The organism is Snodgrassella sp. W6238H11 (assembly GCF_016100525.1).
Classification (GTDB): Bacteria; Pseudomonadota; Gammaproteobacteria; order Burkholderiales; family Neisseriaceae; genus Snodgrassella; species Snodgrassella alvi.
The window spans coordinates 387,118-406,798 of sequence record NZ_JACFSH010000001.1 but is presented as its reverse complement, the minus strand read 5'-3'; the positions used below and the strand labels follow the sequence as shown (position 1 = coordinate 406,798).

The 19,681-nt window shown below is 39.0% G+C and carries 12 protein-coding genes; all 12 read right to left on the bottom strand.

The features are described from left to right. Positions 1-22: 22 nt before the first annotated feature. Positions 23-430, bottom strand: coding sequence for a type VI secretion system baseplate subunit TssE (gene tssE / locus H3V00_RS01710; RefSeq protein ID WP_198206594.1), 408 nt, complete (start codon positions 428-430; stop codon positions 23-25). A 128-nt stretch (positions 431-558) separates the two neighbouring features. Beyond that, on the bottom strand, positions 559-1,278 hold the full coding sequence (tssJ, locus tag H3V00_RS01705) for a type VI secretion system lipoprotein TssJ (RefSeq protein ID WP_025330515.1): 720 nt from the start codon (positions 1,276-1,278) through the stop codon (positions 559-561). Continuing rightward, complete coding sequence (locus tag H3V00_RS01700; protein ID WP_198206595.1) at positions 1,279-2,241, bottom strand: type VI secretion system baseplate subunit TssG; 963 nt, start codon at positions 2,239-2,241, stop codon at positions 1,279-1,281. Then, a complete protein-coding gene (tssF, locus tag H3V00_RS01695; protein WP_198206596.1) occupies positions 2,238-3,998 on the bottom strand; it encodes a type VI secretion system baseplate subunit TssF in 1,761 nt (586 codons plus the stop codon). Before tssF ends, H3V00_RS01700 begins: the two co-directional genes overlap by 4 nt. 9 nt (positions 3,999-4,007) lie before the next feature. Next, complete coding sequence (gene tssA, locus H3V00_RS01690; protein WP_198206597.1) at positions 4,008-5,585, bottom strand: type VI secretion system protein TssA; 1,578 nt, start codon at positions 5,583-5,585, stop codon at positions 4,008-4,010. Then, positions 5,575-8,817, bottom strand: coding sequence for an ImcF-related family protein (locus H3V00_RS01685; protein ID WP_198206598.1), 3,243 nt, complete (start codon positions 8,815-8,817; stop codon positions 5,575-5,577). Before H3V00_RS01685 ends, tssA begins: the two co-directional genes overlap by 11 nt. Before the next feature lie 21 nt (positions 8,818-8,838). Next, entirely contained in the window at positions 8,839-9,960 is a 1,122-nt protein-coding gene (locus H3V00_RS01680; protein ID WP_084585987.1) for a hypothetical protein, read from the bottom strand. Next, on the bottom strand, positions 9,947-10,585 hold the full coding sequence (locus tag H3V00_RS01675; RefSeq protein ID WP_025330509.1) for a tetratricopeptide repeat protein: 639 nt from the start codon (positions 10,583-10,585) through the stop codon (positions 9,947-9,949). The genes H3V00_RS01680 and H3V00_RS01675 overlap by 14 nt, the downstream gene beginning before the upstream one ends. 13 nt (positions 10,586-10,598) lie before the next feature. Beyond that, a complete protein-coding gene (locus H3V00_RS01670; protein WP_198206599.1) occupies positions 10,599-11,372 on the bottom strand; it encodes a DUF4123 domain-containing protein in 774 nt (257 codons plus the stop codon). 3 nt (positions 11,373-11,375) lie between these two features. Continuing rightward, positions 11,376-13,805: a type VI secretion system Vgr family protein gene (locus H3V00_RS01665; RefSeq protein WP_198206600.1), complete on the bottom strand. Its 2,430-nt coding sequence runs from the start codon at positions 13,803-13,805 to the stop codon at positions 11,376-11,378. Positions 13,806-14,341: 536 nt separating this feature from the next. Next, on the bottom strand, positions 14,342-18,745 hold the full coding sequence (locus tag H3V00_RS01660; protein WP_198206601.1) for a DUF2235 domain-containing protein: 4,404 nt from the start codon (positions 18,743-18,745) through the stop codon (positions 14,342-14,344). A 23-nt stretch (positions 18,746-18,768) separates the two neighbouring features. Next, entirely contained in the window at positions 18,769-19,527 is a 759-nt protein-coding gene (locus tag H3V00_RS01655) for a DUF3304 domain-containing protein (RefSeq protein ID WP_198206602.1), read from the bottom strand. Between the last annotated feature and the right edge of the window lie 154 nt (positions 19,528-19,681).

The following is a 19,681-nucleotide window of genomic DNA, read 5'->3' as shown; positions in this document are numbered from 1 at the left end:
ATCATTCAATACTAAAAATCGATTATCTGAATACCTTAACAGCTTCATGCCCATCAAATGTGGTTGAAAATCGAATATAACCAACCTCTTTTAATTGGCATAATAATTCATAAGCAATAATAAAATCAGTAGATTTATTATCAACTATTTGAATTTGTAATGCCTGTACGCGTGGTTCATATTTTAATAAAGTAAAAGTAATATATTTCTGTAATACAGACAAGCTGGAAGGCAAATGACGATAAATAATGCTTAAATCTGGTAATCCGTAATCAGGTATATGTTTAACGCTACCACGCCGAGTGTTTAAAATACGCTCAATATTATTCATAACGCTATAAATATAGCGTTCTTTAAGATCCAGAGTAATTAATGGAACATCTCCAGAAAAATTCAGAGTAATTTTCTCTAATAAAGACGCATCAATCATAATAAACTTATTTACACCTTCATAATATGTAATAATTATTTGAGTTTAATTATTTAACTATTTACCATCAGAATATTTTAGCCATGATAAATTGTGTAGTCCGGTTATTGATATCATCAGACAATACTCTATTTTTTCTTATCAGGTAATACTTTTTCTATTTTCTTCGCTACTTTATCCTGAGCTTTCTGCATACCCTGCTGCTGTAATTTATCCATCTGCTCCTGCATAGCCTGCTGAGCTTTTTTAGCTATCTTTTCCTGTTTTTTCTTCTCTTTTGATGCTTTTTTCTGTGCCTTCTCCGCTTGTTTTTGTTGTTTGCTTAAATCCTTAACCTGTTTTTTAGATTTTAACTGAGCCTGTGCCCCCTCCACCAAAATATAATTATTCCTAAATAATTTTAAATCATCTATAGGAATTAGTATTTTCCAGGTTTTATTGTCAGACTCTGGCTGATTAAAGAAAAACACTAATCCCAAATATTGTGTTTTACTATCTATATCTCCTTTTATATTCTGTGTATCAAAAGGATAAATCATACGTATATCTTGTTTAACCAGTTCATCACCAAGAGCATTGTCTGCATTAGTAAGTAAATCATAATAACTGGCCTGATTAAATAGATTATTACTTTTTAATTGAAAAATTACCATTCTGAAGGTATTTTGCTGCGAATTATCAGTCTGGTTTAAAAGATGCGCAGAAACCACCCTGAAATCATAATGATAATGTTTTAGCTCAATTGCTTCTTTTCCTGTTTTGCGTACATCCTCATATCCTTGTTGCAATAATCCACAACCAGATAATCCTGTTAGTAAAATTAATACAGACAAGAAACGATAATTCATCTATAGCACTCCGAGAAAAATCGAAAATAGTGCACCAGCTTCTGGCTGCCCTGCAGTAACGCCAGCTTTGATTTTCTGCGGGTTACTGCCATTTAATTGTGCCTGAGGTAATAAATCAGCACTGATTTTTGCCACTAGCTCAACATCCAGAGCGCATCCCACATATTTCCTGACCAAAGTTTTTAAAACCGTTCGCACAGGCTGATTTTCATAAAGTAAACTTAATATTGCATAATCATTAAGTTTCAAAGATATCCTTATTCTGCTATTGGCATCATATAAAAACCGGCCTAGCACAGCCGTATCAAAAGTTATTCCAGTACCTATAGATCGTTGAGGCACGGCATATTTGACAGCAATAAACTCATCTATGACTACCTCTCTGGCAGCAGGAATAACATATTGAACAATCTCTTTTAAACCAAATATATTTTTATTTTTTTTATTTAAATTTTTAATTACACCAAGATAATAACATGGATCAATATCTAATTTGCTCTTACCATGAATCAGTGTCAGTAATGCCCGTGAAAGACGATCTGAAGCATCCGGACGAAATTGAAAATCATAATGAAAACGTTTCCATATCTGGTAAAACATAGTCATCATACGGTGATGAAACATATCCAGAAAGGCTAACAGATTTTCCATCCCGTCTTTTTTTTCTGCACTTTCTGCTATGAGCCAGTTTGGCATGACACCATCTGTACCGATTAAGCCCATAAAGGTAGTAAACACAATCGGTAATTTATAATCATATACAGATTCAGGCAGAGACTGTTTTAGCTCACTTGCAGGAAAACCAAGATATGGCCATGCACAAAATTGAAGAGTTAGTTCACTGTCACTTTGCAAGTCAGGTACGCGTAAATTAACCTGATGTGACTCCAGTAAATGACAAAACTGAAAAAAATTATATGCCTCTGGAGCCAGCATTAATCTGTTAAATAAACTGACATTCATAAAATTTTTTCATCCACACTGACTGGCCAGCTCAATGTAATAGCTTCAGGCTGCAATATGACATTTACCTTTATAGCCAGATTTAATTGTGCATAAGCTATTAAATAACAGTTTAGAACATAAGCAAATAAAGCAGCATCTGCTTCATTGATAAATCCAGTACTATCCAGTTCGATATCGATTACCAAACATCTAATCATCATACCATGATGCATAATATGTTGAATTTCAGTCTGAACAGAGTGAATAGCTGCTATATTTTTTTCATTTGCCGCTGCTGTCGACCAATTCAATAAACGCAAACTATTTTTCAAAGTACCGGTATCTAAGGTAGCCAGATAATTATTACTCATCTCAAACAATAATTGCCATTGCTGATTCTTATAATCCGGCGGGTAATGTAAAGCTGTAGGTACCATTACCATTTGAGCATCTTTTACACCCAGTACAGGCGAATGCAGACTGAGTATTTTGTTATATTTAGTAATCTGGCGTGGTAGATTACCATTAGCGCCAAGAATACTGATTGAAAAAATCTCTTCTTCATCAGGTTGGATTTCACCACTAAAACTTATAAAATTATCATAATGATTGCCGATACCTTGACGTGAGCGGATATAATAATATGGTCTGTCTTTATCAAATATATTGAGCTGACGTTTACTATGCTTAAACTCATTAAAAGGCAAATAATATTTTCTTTTACCACTAATCTGGCTGAATGATTCCACCTCAGTAACTGCACATACCGTTACCTGATCCTTAACTGAAAACGTGGGTGACAATTTGTATTCAGTATGTAATGGAGAACGCACAACCGGTTCTGCCTCTAAATCAAACAAGTTAATTACAGGTACACAAAACAGTTTTAAATAATTGCGGTTAAACACTAGCTCCAGCGGAAAATCCCGTTTTAAATGAAAATTTACCAATAGCTCATGTTTATCATTATTAAAATCTTTTTCACTTAGATTATTTAGTTCAAAAAAAAGAAACTTTTCTTTAAACAGGAAATATTCCATCACTAAATCATGTTCATTTGCCTGCCGGTTCTGTAACCATGTAACTGAATCATAATTAAAATGTGTTCGCTGTAATTTTAGCTTATGATTTATGATGTTTAAATCTTCATCAGTAGTAATATGTGACAAATAATTTGTCAGATAATGATAAATACTCAGTCTGGTTTCTATTTCACCAACAAGATGAAACTTGAGTGAAAAATTGTCTGGTAAACGAATATTCTGACCCGCATTCGTTTGACGAAGTTGTAAACGTAACTGGATGACAGATTGTCCGATATCATTATGTACAAGGCGGAAATCATTTATTTCAACAGGATAGATATCAACTGATTGAGTTGTCCGGTATTCACACGATATACCTGTATTGGTATCAACAGCAGTTTGCAGTATCAAACCGGCAGGAATATGCTGATCATTCGTATAAATCTCTTCATTTAACATTAATTGCACTATCGACATAGAAGCAATAGGCTGAAGATGATGTGGCCATAGTAATGCTACAGAGCTCTCAGTTAACTCTGGCATATCATCATCAATTTTTTGATACAATTTTGCAGCTAAAAAAGCAAATCCTTCAAATAATCGCTCCACCATCGGATCCCGCTCAAGGGAATCCTGCATTTTTAAATACTGTGCTGCATCAGGATGAACCTCAGCAAAAGCTTCACCGGCCTCTTTCAGATAACGCATTTCCGCTTCATAATAACGCAGAATATTGTCTTTTTTTTCCATATTTTTCATTTACCTATACAACAATTGATGCGCCAGAAACGGATTGAGTAACACCAGTTCTTTTTTCAGCTCTTCAATTTGTCCAGCTATAAACTCTTTATTATTACCTTTGATAGTGATAAATTTTTGCTGTAAAAGCTTTAACAACTCTTGTTTGATCTGAAAAGTTAATTTTTTATTCCATTCAAATAATGGTTGTTGTGAAAAGGGCTGATTAAGCTTTTCCAGCAGAGATATTGCAAATTCTGTTTTGCCACTTTTAATAGCTAATCGGGCAAGTAAAAATTGTTTGTAGTATAACTGCTCAAGCCCTTCATCAAATTGCACAGTAGACAGCCATTCCATCGTTTTATCAAAACCCTGCTCTGCCAGAATGACAAATGCCTGTGCGTCAATATCTTCGGTTGATGTAAGCTTATTATCGGAAGACAATTGCATTTCTTCTACATTTTGCTGCTGAAAACGTGCATGAACTGCAATCCAGTCTAAAGCTTCACCGGAAGCAAAAGGATGATTATCATTAAAGGATAATGTTTCGAGTCCGGGTACACGGTTAAGCAGAAAAGCCATATCACTGCACAGCATATCAGCCCATACATTTGCTTCAGGTGCCAAATGCTGCATTGCATTCCAGCTCAGATATTGCAAATCAAGATAAAAGTGATTGGAAGCCTCCATAAAACCGGCATGGCATTGTTCTAATAATCCGTTCCACTCTTTACGCTGATACAATGTCTGTAAGCGATTTATCAGTTCCTGTCTCGGAGGAGGAATTTTTGTCAGTCCGTCCTGATGCAAAGGTAACTGCTCAAGCATATCCCATCGGAACTGACGCAATAATCTGTATGATGCATAGGGTTTCTGCTCTTTATCGGCAATGAACTGCCCTACAGTTTTCATTGTCTGCATCAAATCCTGAAAAGAACGTAAAATTACTTCATCATTATCAGTACTATTACTCTGGTTTGAATTATTATCAGTAGTTACTGAATCAGCTTGACTAATAGCTGCCTGAGTTTCACCAGCAGGCACAGGTAATAAGCTGAGTAAGCCATTGAGCTCATCTACTGTCGCTTCAAATTGTGCAGAAAAATTTTCCTGAATCAGCTCACATAATATGGTAATTACCTGATATTCGTTTGATGATAATGTACTTTGGCACAATAAAAATGCATCTTCCATTTTTGTGCCGCCCAGCCAGCGAAACATCGTTTTAATAAGGGTGATACGTTGGGGCTGAAAAGTAGGCGTATATATTGCCTGCATTCCATATATTAATAATAAACCTTTAATCAGTCCCTGAAAGGCTTCACGACGAAACAATACATAAGTCAGATATACAGCTACGCGAATATCTTTACCTACGTTCTGGCAAAGATAATTAGCTGCGTCTTCAATTTTACTCAACTGAATATCGCTGACCTTTTCCAACTCCTGCCGGATATCAAGAAAAGAATCATGATGTGTAACATCTTCCGGTTCTCCCTCCACTGGAGCCAGAAGATATTCAATATTGTCCCATAAAGGTTTTATATCTTCATAGATTTTCCGCTTCTGGAGAACTTTCAGTGCTGCACTAATTTGCATTTTGATCCACCTTGAAAACCTGTTGCGGCAAACTTGCCCCTTTTAACTTCAATAATGTAATCAGGTCGTTAGTTTGTAAATTCTTCAGATTCATTTCTACAACCCTATTTTTTATTATCCACTTAAGATGATAAGTATCATCATCATTTTTACGTGCCTGAGCCTTTTCAAGTAAACGCAAAATACTCAAATCACCAACTACTTCAAGCTGAGCAGTCTTATCTGTCACATCAGACCACTGAATTGAAGCCTTTTTATCGGTACTATCACTAACAGACCAATTCACTTTATGCCAGAAAGATTTTTCATTATAAAATTGAATTTTCTGTTTATTAAAATTAAATGTAATCTGTTTAACTTCGGGAGTTGGCAATGGCATTATTTCAAAAGAAGCGGTATTTGAGCCATCTGAAACAAATTCTAGTAACTGATTTAATTCATTTAAACCAGTTACAAACTGATCATCAATCTGAACCTGATCCATTACAGCAGGATTAACAATCCACTGATTACCAACAAGATTCAGAATTTTATTTAAATATTGCTGATTAAACTGTGCAACAACACCCTTTTGCGGATCAATAAATTTCTGTAATTCAGGCAAAGAGACATCGAGATTGCTGGAAGGATTCAGTGGATAACGATTAGCAAAACGAGAATTCCATTGCGAAACCACCATCTGCTGCCACAATGCATTAATATTGTTTAAAGCCGGAAGCAAAATTGCTTTTTTAGCATCAGCAAAAGGATAAGTAAGTAAAGTGTGCCCGATATCCTGCCATTCCTCTCCCAGATTAGCTACTTGTAAGTTGATAGATTCTTCAGCTTTAGCCAGATTAGAACCATCATCACTATTCAAAATAGTATTGAAAGAAAGTTGTGAAGCAGAGGCCTGATTATTAGCTCCCTGAACTTTCTGTACTTCAAGATACATAGCCAGCAGATTTTCCTGATACTGATCCAGTTTACGGCTGGGTTGCTTATTCCTATCTTCAACTGTTTTAATCAAATCTACAATTGGTTCAAATTCCTGTAAAACTCCTTTGCCTTTTTCAGTCCGGTCTTCCGGATATCCGATACTGGCATTAAACTGAATGGCTGTTAGTAACTTAACAAGTACTGAATTCTTTTTATCTGAATATTTTTTCAAACGATCCATCTGTTTATTCAGACCAGTAACCGGTACCCACTGTATACCAGATAAAAATTTTGTCCATGCTTCAAAATAATCCTGCTTGTACAATGCCATTATCTGTTTACGGATATCCGTATTTTCGTTGCTTTGTTCAGACTCATTCAGCACCCATGAACCATTTTTAAAATGCTCAGGATTAAGTTTATCAATTTCCGGTTTAAACCATTCGTTCCATGCACGTGCAGTAAATGCACCATGCAATTTATTCTTATTTGTCCAGAATTGAGTGCTATCTTTGCCAGCCAGCTGCACTAAATCAATATCCCTATATTTTTCTAATGCAGAATCCAGCATATTCTGATAAATAACAACATCTTCCTGCTGCTGATTAACAATATTATTCAATACTCCCCGACTTTCTGCCACCAAAGCAGAATCTTCATTCAGAAACCAGCTTCGATGTTTCATCATATTCCGGGTATAAAATCTGAATATATTCTGAGCAGCATCGGCTTTTTGTAAGCCTTGTGTCCGATACAGGCGTGATAAATAATCACTTAGAAAAATATTATCCAGACGTTTAGGTCGACGTAACATTAAATATGCTTTCAGAGCATTAAAACCTTCGTCCAAAGCAACTGCATTACTGGTTTGTTCTGCAATTTTCTCTGTTTCCGCCGCATTTGTTTCAATTACGTTAGGTAAAGTCTGAAGCTGCTGTAAAGAACTCAGAACCAGAATAATCTGTTGATCAGCGGGTTTTATCAGCCATTTTTTTGCAGCCTTACCATAAGTTACAAATGCTTTATTCAGCAAAATATCATCATGATTGAATCCAAGACGACGGTAAAATGGTTTCGGAACATTATTTATCAATGCAATATGATGTTGTAAACTGAGTATAGAATTGATCGCATTGTTGCTGCCCGAAGATTTATTCACGCTGGTGATTTGGTTTCGGAATGACTGTGCCTGCCTGTAATTACTGGTAAAAGCATACAGAATCATTAAAAAGGTTACAGTACAGATTACCAGACCGGCTTTGGCCAGTCGCTGAGTAGCGGGCTGTAGAATCAATTTAGCAGGTTGCTGATTTAACTGCTCTGCCACCATCGCCCATGTTTCCCACCAGTTACTCTGTTTAGCCTGTATAGCCATACCAGTAAACCAGGGTTGCTGCTGTTCAGAATAATTTTCAGCCGGATTTAATTTAGTAATAGCAATGGTATCAATCAGAGACAAAAACTGTCTGTCCCGGCTTTTTAAAAAAGCCTGAATAAATAAATCCTCAGCTTTAATTTTGATATCTGAAACAATATTTTCTGTTGGCAATGACCAGGTAAAAACCTGATTAAGAGGAAATTTATTTAAATCAATCTCACTTTGAAATACATGGATAAACGGAATTTTCCAGTTTAACAGCTGATAAAATTTTTCCAGCCAGACTGAAGTAGTATCGTGAGTAACCGGAGTTTTGTTACTTTTCATATCACGCAATATTATTAATCCATCAAAAGGACAATGATATTTGCCGCGAAAAGCCGGTATGGATTCAATTTCATCCACATCATTAATCAATACCAGATAAACATTGTCAACCTGTACCCACCCTGTACGCTGTAGCTGCTCACTCACGTCGCTGAAAGCATCCGGTTCACCATGTACTGCAAGAATATAACAGCGATTTAAAATAGATAAAGGATATTTCTGATCCAAATAATTCTGAAAAGCCACCAAATTCTGCTGTGCAGGACTTTCACGTGTATATTTCGAACGCTCAATAAAGCGGATTGTCCGTTCCTGCCCGTCAATAACCACAAAAATACGCCAGAATAATGGCAGTATAATGCAGAGAAATAAACCGGCCAGTGCCAGTATTATCAAATGAAATTTATGATTTTGCAGCCATTTTTTATCATAATACCAATATAAAAATGCAGTTAATCCGCAGATAAGTATCAACCAGAGGAAACTGCATAATAACCATAATTTGAGAATTTTAGGGCGCTGGGTAATTTTCTGATTCACCTGCGCTAATTTGGATAATTGGCTATTTACACGTGAACTGAATTGTCTTAACGGGTTCCACCTTAACATAAACGCGCCTGTAATTGAATTTTACTTAACCTGGGAAGCAGGTATTATCTTTTCTTTATGATTAAATAGTACTACATAGGAATGTTTATGCGCCTGATAAACTGCCAGCAGCAATTGCATCCAGTCACTCGTATACTGTAATTTTTGAAAAAAATCCGGTTTATCTATACTATACGGCAAGATTTCATAATCTTTTGCAGTTAAATCTTCAGTCAATTCTTTTATTTCCGGCTGAGTTACTTCTTGTGTATGGCTTTCAATCTGGAAACCAGAAACTTTTTCAGTCATGGCTGTAAAAAAATAATCCTGATCCATACGCCACATTTGTGTATCAAAAGCTCGCTGTATTTTTGCTATTTTTCCTTTTCGGGCAAAAATCATTGCCAGATACAATTCAAACTCAGGCTGACACTCAAACCCGAGTAATAGAATTTTTTGATAAAGTTCTTCCTGAAAACGGTCAATAATCCAGTTTAAATCCTCAAACTTAACATAATAATCCGGTACCGCCGGACAATATCCGCCTTCAGCAATAACAAGCTCCCTAAATACCAGCCAGCTTTCTCTGTCTGCTGCCCATAGCCATAAATACTGTGTATATTGTTCAGTAAAATATTCTTTTGAAGATAATATCTGAACCAGTTGTGATAAAACAATATGCAAACGGTCAGAATAAACAGAAGAATTGCTCTGAACCGGTATTTCCATACTCATTGATTCAAATACAGATTTCTGCCGCTCTTCTGGAGACAGTCCTAGATATGTATAAAAATCGGAAGCATGATTTAACTGGCCGCAGTGCAATATTACCTCTTCCAGTACCATATATTCCGACCAGTACTTTTGATTATTCAAAATTTTTTCATTATAAACAAACTGATTATTACGCTGGTAAATTAACCATAACTGATACCAGATACAGCGCACCAGCAGAAGTAAAGTTACTATTACAACTGCCGGCATTACAGATATCATCCACTTTTGCCAGTGTACTGTGATTTCCAGTCCGAAATGGGTAATAATTGAATCTGCATATTTTTTATTAATACCAATTGCCAAAGCATATAAGGCCAGCCACGCAAGCCAGCGAACTGGTCTTGGCGGCAGCCATGTAGTCTGACGTTGTATACTATTCGTAATCATGCCAGCCTAAATAATCTAACATAATATCCATAGGCGGTTTTTTACTCTTTACCTGATGCAGGGCTTTAAAAACCACTTTACCCTGCTCAATTTCCGCTTTGGTCATTTTGGTTTCAACTACAGCAAGATTATGCGGTGCTTCTCTGTCTTTAAGAATCGCAGCACTGGCAAACAAAGCCCATGCAACAGAAATATTTTTAGGCAGAATTTCGCCATTAAGGGCCATCACCCCCAGATTGTTCATGGATTTGCCGTCACCTCTGTTCAGACCATTAAAATAATAGCCCATCGCCTTGCCCCAATCCTTTTTTACACCTAATCCGCGCTCATACAATACGGCGAGATTACCATTGGCTTTTACATTGCCTTTTTTTACAGCCTGTTCATAATATTTTGCTGCGGTAGCATAATCCTGCGGTACACCCAAACCCATTTCATACAGCGTACCCAAACTGTTATATGCCCGTGCATCATCATTTTCATTAATGGCTTTCTGAAATAAAACTAAGGCTTTATCATATTGCCGGTTTTGAGCAGCAGCAGCGGCATCATCATATGTACCCGCCCAGGCCATTTGTATCAAAGCAAAGCATAAACAAAATGCTGTCAATATACGTCGTAACATCTTTCAGCCTTTCCTATATAATTTTCTGCAAATTATTCCTAAAAAACTGAACGCGTTCTTCTTGGCTTAAAATCAATCTGGTATCAGCTTCCGCAGCAAGGACATATAGCTGGTTAATTAACATCCTTTCACCGCCATACTCATCTGCATCCAAAGCAATACCATAATTGCGCCGGTAATTATATGCATCAGCCCATAACAACAAAGTATCATACTGTTTTTCAGTAAAAACAAAACCATTTACATCAAATTCATTCTGATCACACTGCGGATAATCAGCCTGATAAATTACCCACTCTCTGGAATCATCAACAAAAAACCAGCGCAACATATATTGATGCAGCCAGTTTTTTTGTGAATTTGTTAACACCATGTTAACCGGATCAAACATATCTGGTGCATAAAATCGAAGTAATCCTTCTTTTTTACCCCATTTCACTTGCATGGCACGGCGCAGATGAACTTCTAAGGTACCAAAAGGATAGCTGCTGTTGAAAGCCAGCAAGCGATTATTCATATGAGTAATTTCACATATTTTTTCCAGTATTTCCCGATGGTTTTCATTTCTGATATCAAGAGCCAGCAATAGCGGCCCTTCTTCCTTGATATGAGATTCGGGTGTTTGCTCAAATAGCAGAGAATACTGCAATGCCGGCTGCCAGTTTTCTATGGCAGCCAAAAGAGGATAGTCACAAGTACATAAATCAATAATCAGAAAAAGAGTTTTTTCATCAGTCTCATTGGTAAAATTGATAAATTGTGCCAGCACGTCACGATAAGTATTCATTGATTATCTCTCTACAATGCCAACACCTTGTGCACGTGCCTTGCGCAAGCACTCAAGACAAACCGAACCGGGTAATTCCGGTAACGGGAAATTACCGCCCTGAGGCCCCTGAAACTGATGATTACCTTTATATTCAATCGGACCAGGACTATACAGACTGATTTTTCCACCTTTAATTTCTATATAAGCACCCCCGCTGGCCAGCTTGATACCGCTTTTTGCATTAACCAGAACCTCATCACCTACAGACTGAACAGAGATTTTTTTCGCCGCAGTAATTTCCACTGCGCTACCATGTGAAGCCAGACGTGCTGTTTTTTTACCGGCTACCAGATTTAAATCTTCTGTCTGAGCCAGTACCTGTACAGATTTGACGGCTGTTTGTGTAATGTTTTCACCGGCACCGGTAAACACATCTTTACCCGCCTGCTGATGAATATCCTGACCAACACTGTTAAGAATAGATTTTGGTGAAACCTGCGCCATTCCGGCCACTGCACTGGTTAAAATAACCGGTTTTTCCAGATAAGCACAACTTTCACCTAAATCAGATAATGTCTCGAGTCTGGGTTTGAGTGAAGTATGTTTTGCAGTCACATCAGCAAGATGACTGGCCTGACTGAGTGCACCTTCAATTTCTTTGACTGCTACCGTACGATCCATTTGCATGCCGTTGGCGGCAGCCTGATTTTCAGTAGTCAGATATAATGCTCGTGCTGAACGCAAAGCTCCCCAGCCATCAGTTCGCAGCTCAAAACCTTCTCCACGCTTATCCCGTCCGCTGTCTACCAGATGCCCCAGATTAAGCTGGGTTTTATGGTACTCAGTAGCCATTTTGATATGTTCATGACCGCTGAGGTCTTCCATGCGGATTTTATTATTTGCCCAGGTACGAATTACATTACGGGTACGCCATGTATTCGGAACATGGTCCGGCTGAGTGCTGGTATGCAAAACGCCAATAATATACGGCCGGTCGGGATCACCGTTCTGAAAAGCCAGCTGTACTTCTGTACCTACGTGCAGCGGGAAATGCTGCCCGTACTGCCCGCCCGCATAAGGCTTAGCCAGACGGATGGGTCTGCTTTCACCACCCGGCTGCCAGCCATCCATATCCAGATTAAACTTAACGATGTAACGCCCCATCTCATCAACCCATGCATACGGCCCCTGGCCGGCATCACAGATGGTTCCCGGTATCGTTCCGTCTATAATCGGGTGTTTAATCGGCTCCGGACGCCACTGGCTGTCTGAGGGTATAGCGGAGAATGAATTAATGTAATCTTCATCGCGCGCACCAGAATGATGAACACTGACCAGCAGCCACTGACGAATATTGCCTACTCTGGCATCAGAGGAAAATCCCATGGTAAAACCGGGAGCAAAGCTCTGAACATTACTTTTACCAGTGGCCAGAATATGGCGGGATACAGAATGCTCATGCAGAATTCGGGCATATTCCTGCGCCTGCCCGCTATCTTTATGATGAAAAAATCCGTAGATATAAGGCTGACCAAATGCTGCAGGCTGCTGCTCATTAAAGCCGGCTTTGCCTAGCAGACTGTTATTAGCATCCCGATAGTTATAATCTTTAATCTGTACACTTTCATACTGAGCTTTATAGCGAACATGAAATTCGGATACAGAATATTTTGCCATCAGCCCCTGCATTAATTGCTGTTTCAAATTATCCTTGATACCCTGTGCCGTAGCATTCACATCAAATGAGAGCTGCGCTTCCAGTTTGCTTTCCAGCCCCTCCAGATCACTTTCTAAACCAGCATCCGGTTTGAATGGTAATGCCTGCTGCCGCAGCTGAATATAATGGCTTACATCATCAGCTACAGAAATTACTTCATTGGAAGCTGTCTGTGTAAAGGTAAACCATAATCCTTCACGAGCCAGTACACGCTTAATAAATGCATAATCGGTTTCCCGATACTGCATGCGATGTTCATAGCGCGGTAACGAACGGGATGATTTCAGCAGAAAATCTTCACTGGCAAAACCATGATGACGCAGAATTTTCTCAACAATACTCAGTGCCGTCTCATTCTGAAACAGCCTTGTGGTAGTAATACGGTTCAGTAAAGCCAGGCGGGGCACAATAGTAAATCGATAGCAGGTTTCATCAGCACTGGTTGCTATTTGTTCCGCACTCTGAATAACACCATGCCAGCGCCGGTTGTCAGAATCATCGAGCTGCTGCCGGGATACCTGCATCACTCCGCTCCAGTCAATATCCGGAGCCATCTCAAACATTACACGCTGATGAATAAAATTTTCCAGAGGTAAGTCAGCAGCCATATGCGTTGCTTCAAGCTGTAACACGTAATAATCATCCAGCTTTTCTTCCAGATTGAATCTTCGCACCGAAAACTGGTCAAAATTAGCCAGATTTGCGTTCAGTTTCAGATAATAACGCTGTTGCATTTAATCACCCTTTATTAAACCTTTATACATGACTGACAGTTCTGCTTCCGTATCAGCCGATATAGTGCTGATACGGAAAAATATTCCCGCATACAGGTTGCTGGCTACAAAATTTAAAAAACCAATACAATTTAAAATATATATTTACTCAATTTATATACAGTCCAGTCTGCCGTATACTGCCAACTATATTCCCGCATAAAATTTAAAAGCAAAACAAAAATATAATATCAGATTCAATCTACACTTGTTCACAGATTCGGTTAGTTTTCACAGCAGCCAGCCAAATCCGATTTGAATCTGAAATTACTTTTCAGGATTATAAGATGTAAATATTTTTGAAATTTACATATAACTGATTTAATAATTTTAACACAAAAATACTTATTTTATATATAAATCAACTTTTCAGTTATTTGTGCAACACTATTCATCATTTTTGCTTTTTATGATTCAAAACCAAATCAGATAATATACTTTCACCTTTGCACAGTTTTATCAGACCGGCAGAGAAATAATCATGCCGGTCGTAAGCCTCAGACAAGCCAGCTTTCCAGCACTTTGGCCATTAGCTGCAAACGGTATTTCGGTAATGATTGCAATTCAGCCGGAACATTTCCGCTGCGCAGTTGCTGTACCAGCTGAATAATTTCTGTCTGGCTGCGGTTAGCAATATTTTCCGGTAAGAATTCATTCAGCTCCAGATCCGACATTCCCATACTGCTTAGTGTGGTTTTGCTGATGTTATTTACTACTTGATCAGCAATATCACCCTGCGCATTTCGATAAAAAACCTGTGCAAGCGTCTGCGGATCATTGACGCCATTGTGCATAAGCGATACGGTAGCCTGAGTCTGCTGCAGCAGATTTTGCTGATATTGGGCAATCTGATTACTCAGGTAATCTGCCATAGATTGCGGATTAATATCCGCCAGTTGCTGTTGCGCCGGTAATACATTTACCGGACTGCCATTCGGAACCGTTATATTTCCGGCTTGTATGGCATTTTGAGCTCCATTTAAAGCCTGACGGGCTTTATCCAGATTACTGAGATTGTTTAGATTTAATCCATTCACCAGTTGCGGATCAAGCTGTTTGAGTAATTCCTGAGCATGCTCCAGCGCACTGGCGTCCCCGCTACTACCCGACGATTCCAGTAATGATTGCAGCTGATTAATATTTTTATCAATTTTGCTAATCATTGTATTTAGCTGTTGTTCAAGCTGAGCGGCTGTTTCGGCACCGCCAGCCTCGGCCTCATTGGCTTGTGCTTCGCTTGCCTTAGCCATTGCTGCTGCCTGGCTTTGTGTTAATTCAGCCTGTTTCTTTTGTTTTTCAGCTTCGGCAGCTGCTTTAAGCGCAGCCTTTTGTTCCTCCAGCAGCTGGCGAATCTGCTGTAGATTTTTTATTGTTTCATCGCCATATTTTGCTATTTCCTGAGTAATCTTATCTGCAAAATCACGTCCGTTCCATTCAGTTAGTTTTTCATGGGCTTCTTTTATTTTCTGAATTGATTGCTGCGAATTCTGATACAGATTATAAATATTTTTAATATTTTTACCGTTAAGTATAATTTTACCGGTATCAGGATTGACTGCAATCGCATCAAATCCGTTAATCAGTGCTTCATATGCTTTGCGTTCATTTTCTGTTACAAAAAATTCAGGGTTATTGAGTCCTAACAAAATATAGGCCGGATTACCATAGCGGATAGACATATAAGCACTGCGAGCAAGACCGGCGATACCAATAAGATTATTCTGCAACATTAGCGGTGTAATCTGTTTATTAGACGTTGAACCACTGAATACAAGCCGGTGTGCAAAATAACTGGTAAATGGTTCACGGTCATTCAATATTGAATGCATGTATTTGGCACGCGAATCATGAATCTGTTCGTCAAACAGCGTAACTATTTTTCCGAATGTTTTGGAATACTGCTCCGGTGTTTTTTTAATTTTATCCATTAATACCGTTACATCACGCTTATCTTTGCTATTAAGTCGCTCCCAAACGCTGGATAAAATTGCCAGAGCATTATCCTTGCCGGATACCTTTTCCGGCTTTTTGCCAGACTTATCTTTTGCGGCTTCTGCTTTTTTCTTACCCTTATTAATTTTATCTTTTACTCTGTCTAATATAATGCCTGTAGCTACAGCGCCAATATCCAGATTTTCAAACAGCCCGTCAAAAATAGAACCAGACTTATCCTTTTTATTGGGTGGTGCTATCGGCGGTGTTGCTCCCGTTGCTACCGGATCACCTTCAAATCCATCATCCTGAGAAGGAGGCGGAGGCGGAGCTTTTTTTTCATTTTTTGCCGGATCTCCAAAATAAAGCTTATCGCCTTCTTCATGTATATCTTTAAACTCAGCCGCCTCATCGACATTATTGAGCATATAAATACTGCCGGCAAAAGTTTTCATTAAGAATCCTAATGACAGGAAAGATTCAAAACGAAATTCATGCAGATAATCTGCTTTGAATTCTTTGGCACTTTCCAGCATATCCCAACCATCATTCACCGGATCATAATTTTTATTAATCATGCCATTTAAAAAATCATCGCGTTTTTCTGCCGGTATGTCTCCCAAACCGGCCTGCTGCCATAATTTATCATCATCTGCAATTGAATCAGATGATGCCGGCACTAAACCACCGGATGCATTAGAAAGTTTTTCATTTGCCTCTTTGCGCCCCTGAGCAATGATTTTTTCCCGTGCGCTAACCTGTTCAGCATCTTCTTTTTCTCCGGCAGATCCTTTTTTGCGTGTAATGGACAGCCCCAGAAATGTAGCATAGCCATCTATTCCGTCTTTAACCCAGCGCAGAATCCGCCAGGCCGTAATATGATGAACCTGCTTCTGCAAACTCTTCGTGATATTGTCGAGAACTGTTGTTTCCAGCCAGGCATTAAATCGCTGCACCATTTCTGGTTGTATATCAAATTCCTTAATAGTTTTTTTATCCATTGATTCATAGTTTTTCAGCTTAAATTTAGGTGTTTTTTTCATTTGAGCTTTTAACAATGGATGAATATCCATTATTTGTAATGGCATACCATGTTGCCAACAGCGTGCATACATATCATGCAGAGTTATCTGGGCTATCACATGCCCCATCCCAAAATTACTTTTAAACTGCGCACCCGGCGGATAGCCGCCGCCTATATCCGCATGGACACCAGGATAAGTATATTCACGAAACTCAGCGCCGCCACCACGCGGATAACCGCCGTCAATACAGATACTTTCAACGGAAAAACTTCTGCGCTGCTCATGCCCGGCCACAAAGTGATAGCAGCTTTTTACAAAACGTGCAGCCGCTGCCTGTTCCAAAGACATGGTGCCATGTGCCCAGCCGAAATGACCACTAATCAAGGAAGTTAGCGGAGACATACCTACATTGGCTACCGTATCGAACAAACCAGCCATTTCGATATAGATCGGGATACCTCTAAGCTTAAGATAGATAAATTCAGGTTTAGGTTCAGTCTTCTTATCATCCTTGCGATTGGCATTGATATTGGCAGACTGATTCAGACTGACCGTGGTATTGGCTCCGTTAACCGGACCGCTGTTGTTTGAATTTTTATTCGTACCATTATTATTGTTTTGCTGATTACCCGTATTATTGCCCGGGGCTTTAGGCGGCGCTGACTGCGACCCTTGTCCCGGCTTGGCTCCGTTCTGTGTTGTATTCTGTTTAACGCCACTGCTAGCCGCTTTTTCCTCTTCTATCGCCTGCTTTTGAGCTTCTGCCTTTGCTTCCGGATATTTACGATAGTACTCGCGTAATTCTTTTCGTTGCTGGCGACGCTGTTCCATCAATTTTTCCAGCTGTTTTTTTGCATCGGCATTCTCCGGACGCTCCAGCAAGTATTCCAGCAGCCAGTTAATAAAAGTACGTCCCTCAGCCGCTCCGCGTGAAAATCCGATTACATACAGTTTGATTGCCTGTGGTAATGGCTGATTACTGTTGGCAAAAACCAGCGAGTCTATATACTCATCAAGCTGGTTTTTACGGCCAATTTTTGAATCCATGCCTTTAATCATTTTTTGCGCTGTTGTTAATAATAAAGGCTTTTCATTAAAAACTTTACATAGACCAAGTGTGGCGCATAAGCGTGTCAGTGCCCAGTTAATCCGCGACTGCCCATAGCGTGCAAACATCTCACCACTGAAACCCGGATCCAAATCACCGATTTCTTCAAAACGCGTTCCCACGCCTTGAATATAATGTTTAAACCAACCATTTTCTATCATAGGCGAACTATAGCTAACCTCACCCGGTGTTCCTCCTGCTCCCATACAGGCATGGAATAAACGTGCTACATTACTGGTACGAGGATAGGTATACGCAGCAATCATTTTGGCTTGCGGTGCTGCTTTGTCCTGTTTTTTCAGCTCCTCTTCAGTAGGTGCTTCGGCACCGCTGACTACTTTATCCGCCTTTTCATGATTATTGGTACCATCAAAGAAAAAACTGATTTTAATGATTTTCTGGCACGGCTTGTCCTCTTTAGGACCTTTATAAAAGCAATCACCTCTATTTTCCTGAATTACCTCAATTGAAGCCGGCAGGCGCCCGCCCGGCTCAGTTGGAAAAACCTGTGGCTTATGCATAACCGGCCAGTCAAAATCAACATCTTTCAATGGTGGTAGCTCATCCAGTACCCCCTGAACTGCATCTATGCCTTTTTGAGCTATCTCACCTATACCTGTGCCAATCTCTCCTATTTTTTTACCGGCTTTATTAATTACTTTTCCGATAGCACTGGGTTTATCATTCGGGTCGTCGGTATTGACTTCGGGAGGGTTTAAACCCAATATATCTTCTATTATATGTCCCAAATTAAACTGCTTATCGATATTTGAAGATTTAGAGCTGCCATTGGCTTTTGGTTTACTATCATCAGGCTGTTTTGCATTATCAGTCATAATAATCTCCCTTATTAATAAAATTATTGTGCTTTACTGCCACTTACCGGTAATTTACCTTCTGCTTCCAGTTGCTTGATATAACGCGGTAAGATTACCTGCGGAATATTTTTACGTTCCGCTTTCACTGCATCCATTCTGGCTTTGTTGCGACGATAATCTGCCATCGATTTAACGCTCGGGCGTGGCGTACACAGTTTCTGGCTTTCGGCAAACAGTTTGTAATGCATTGGTGTATTACGACCTTCTTCTATCGTCCCATAAGTGATAAACAACTGATTGCATGCAAGAAAATGTACCGTAATATTTGCTACTTTACCAAAATCATCACCGGCTGAAGGTGGTGGTGGCGGTAGGGGTATTTCTGCTGAATAATATTCATCATACTGATCAATTATTTGTACTTCTTTTTTATCTATATTTACTCCTGCAGTATTTAACATATGCGGTTTCCATCCCGGATAAGGTAAAACTTCCCATTCTATTTTCATAGTCATACCAGGTGTCCATTTTGCTCTTAATGCTGCTGCACCACAGGTAGCTCCTCCTCCATAGCGTCTTTTACCAACTTCATAATCATCAACACCTGGTGTACCCGGAATACATCCTCCTCCGATACTACCCCCGCTCATATTTTCATAATTGTATTCATAGGCTTCTACCGGTGCTGCATACATGCGGTTTTTACCTGAGGTTATGCCGACAAAAGGTTCGAAATGATTGGAACAACCCATTAATTCGATTGCTGCCAGCATCGCCAGCCATGCCCATGTTTTTTTCATCACCCTAACCTTTTTGATATTTATAGTTATTGTTGAATTGTACAAATTTTATCTATCAATATCCTATTATTATAAAAATGAATTAACTTTGTTTTTCGTCAATATTTATTTTATTAATCTTTATTTATGTGTCGTTACCGGCAATTTTTTCAAG

Bases quoted from the DNA above. Each gene is read 5' to 3' on its own strand.
- tssE (WP_198206594.1), bottom strand. From the start codon at position 430: ATGATTGATGCGTCTTTATTAGAGAAAATTACTCTGAATTTTTCTGGA.
- tssJ (WP_025330515.1), bottom strand. From the start codon at position 1,278: ATGAATTATCGTTTCTTGTCTGTATTAATTTTACTAACAGGATTATCT.
- H3V00_RS01700 (WP_198206595.1), bottom strand. From the start codon at position 2,241: ATGAATGTCAGTTTATTTAACAGATTAATGCTGGCTCCAGAGGCATAT.
- tssF (WP_198206596.1), bottom strand. From the start codon at position 3,998: ATGGAAAAAAAAGACAATATTCTGCGTTATTATGAAGCGGAAATGCGT.
- tssA (WP_198206597.1), bottom strand. From the start codon at position 5,585: ATGCAAATTAGTGCAGCACTGAAAGTTCTCCAGAAGCGGAAAATCTAT.
- H3V00_RS01685 (WP_198206598.1), bottom strand. From the start codon at position 8,817: ATGTTAAGGTGGAACCCGTTAAGACAATTCAGTTCACGTGTAAATAGC.
- H3V00_RS01680 (WP_084585987.1), bottom strand. From the start codon at position 9,960: ATGATTACGAATAGTATACAACGTCAGACTACATGGCTGCCGCCAAGA.
- H3V00_RS01675 (WP_025330509.1), bottom strand. From the start codon at position 10,585: ATGTTACGACGTATATTGACAGCATTTTGTTTATGCTTTGCTTTGATA.
- H3V00_RS01670 (WP_198206599.1), bottom strand. From the start codon at position 11,372: ATGAATACTTATCGTGACGTGCTGGCACAATTTATCAATTTTACCAAT.
- H3V00_RS01665 (WP_198206600.1), bottom strand. From the start codon at position 13,805: ATGCAACAGCGTTATTATCTGAAACTGAACGCAAATCTGGCTAATTTT.
- H3V00_RS01660 (WP_198206601.1), bottom strand. From the start codon at position 18,745: ATGACTGATAATGCAAAACAGCCTGATGATAGTAAACCAAAAGCCAAT.
- H3V00_RS01655 (WP_198206602.1), bottom strand. From the start codon at position 19,527: ATGAAAAAAACATGGGCATGGCTGGCGATGCTGGCAGCAATCGAATTA.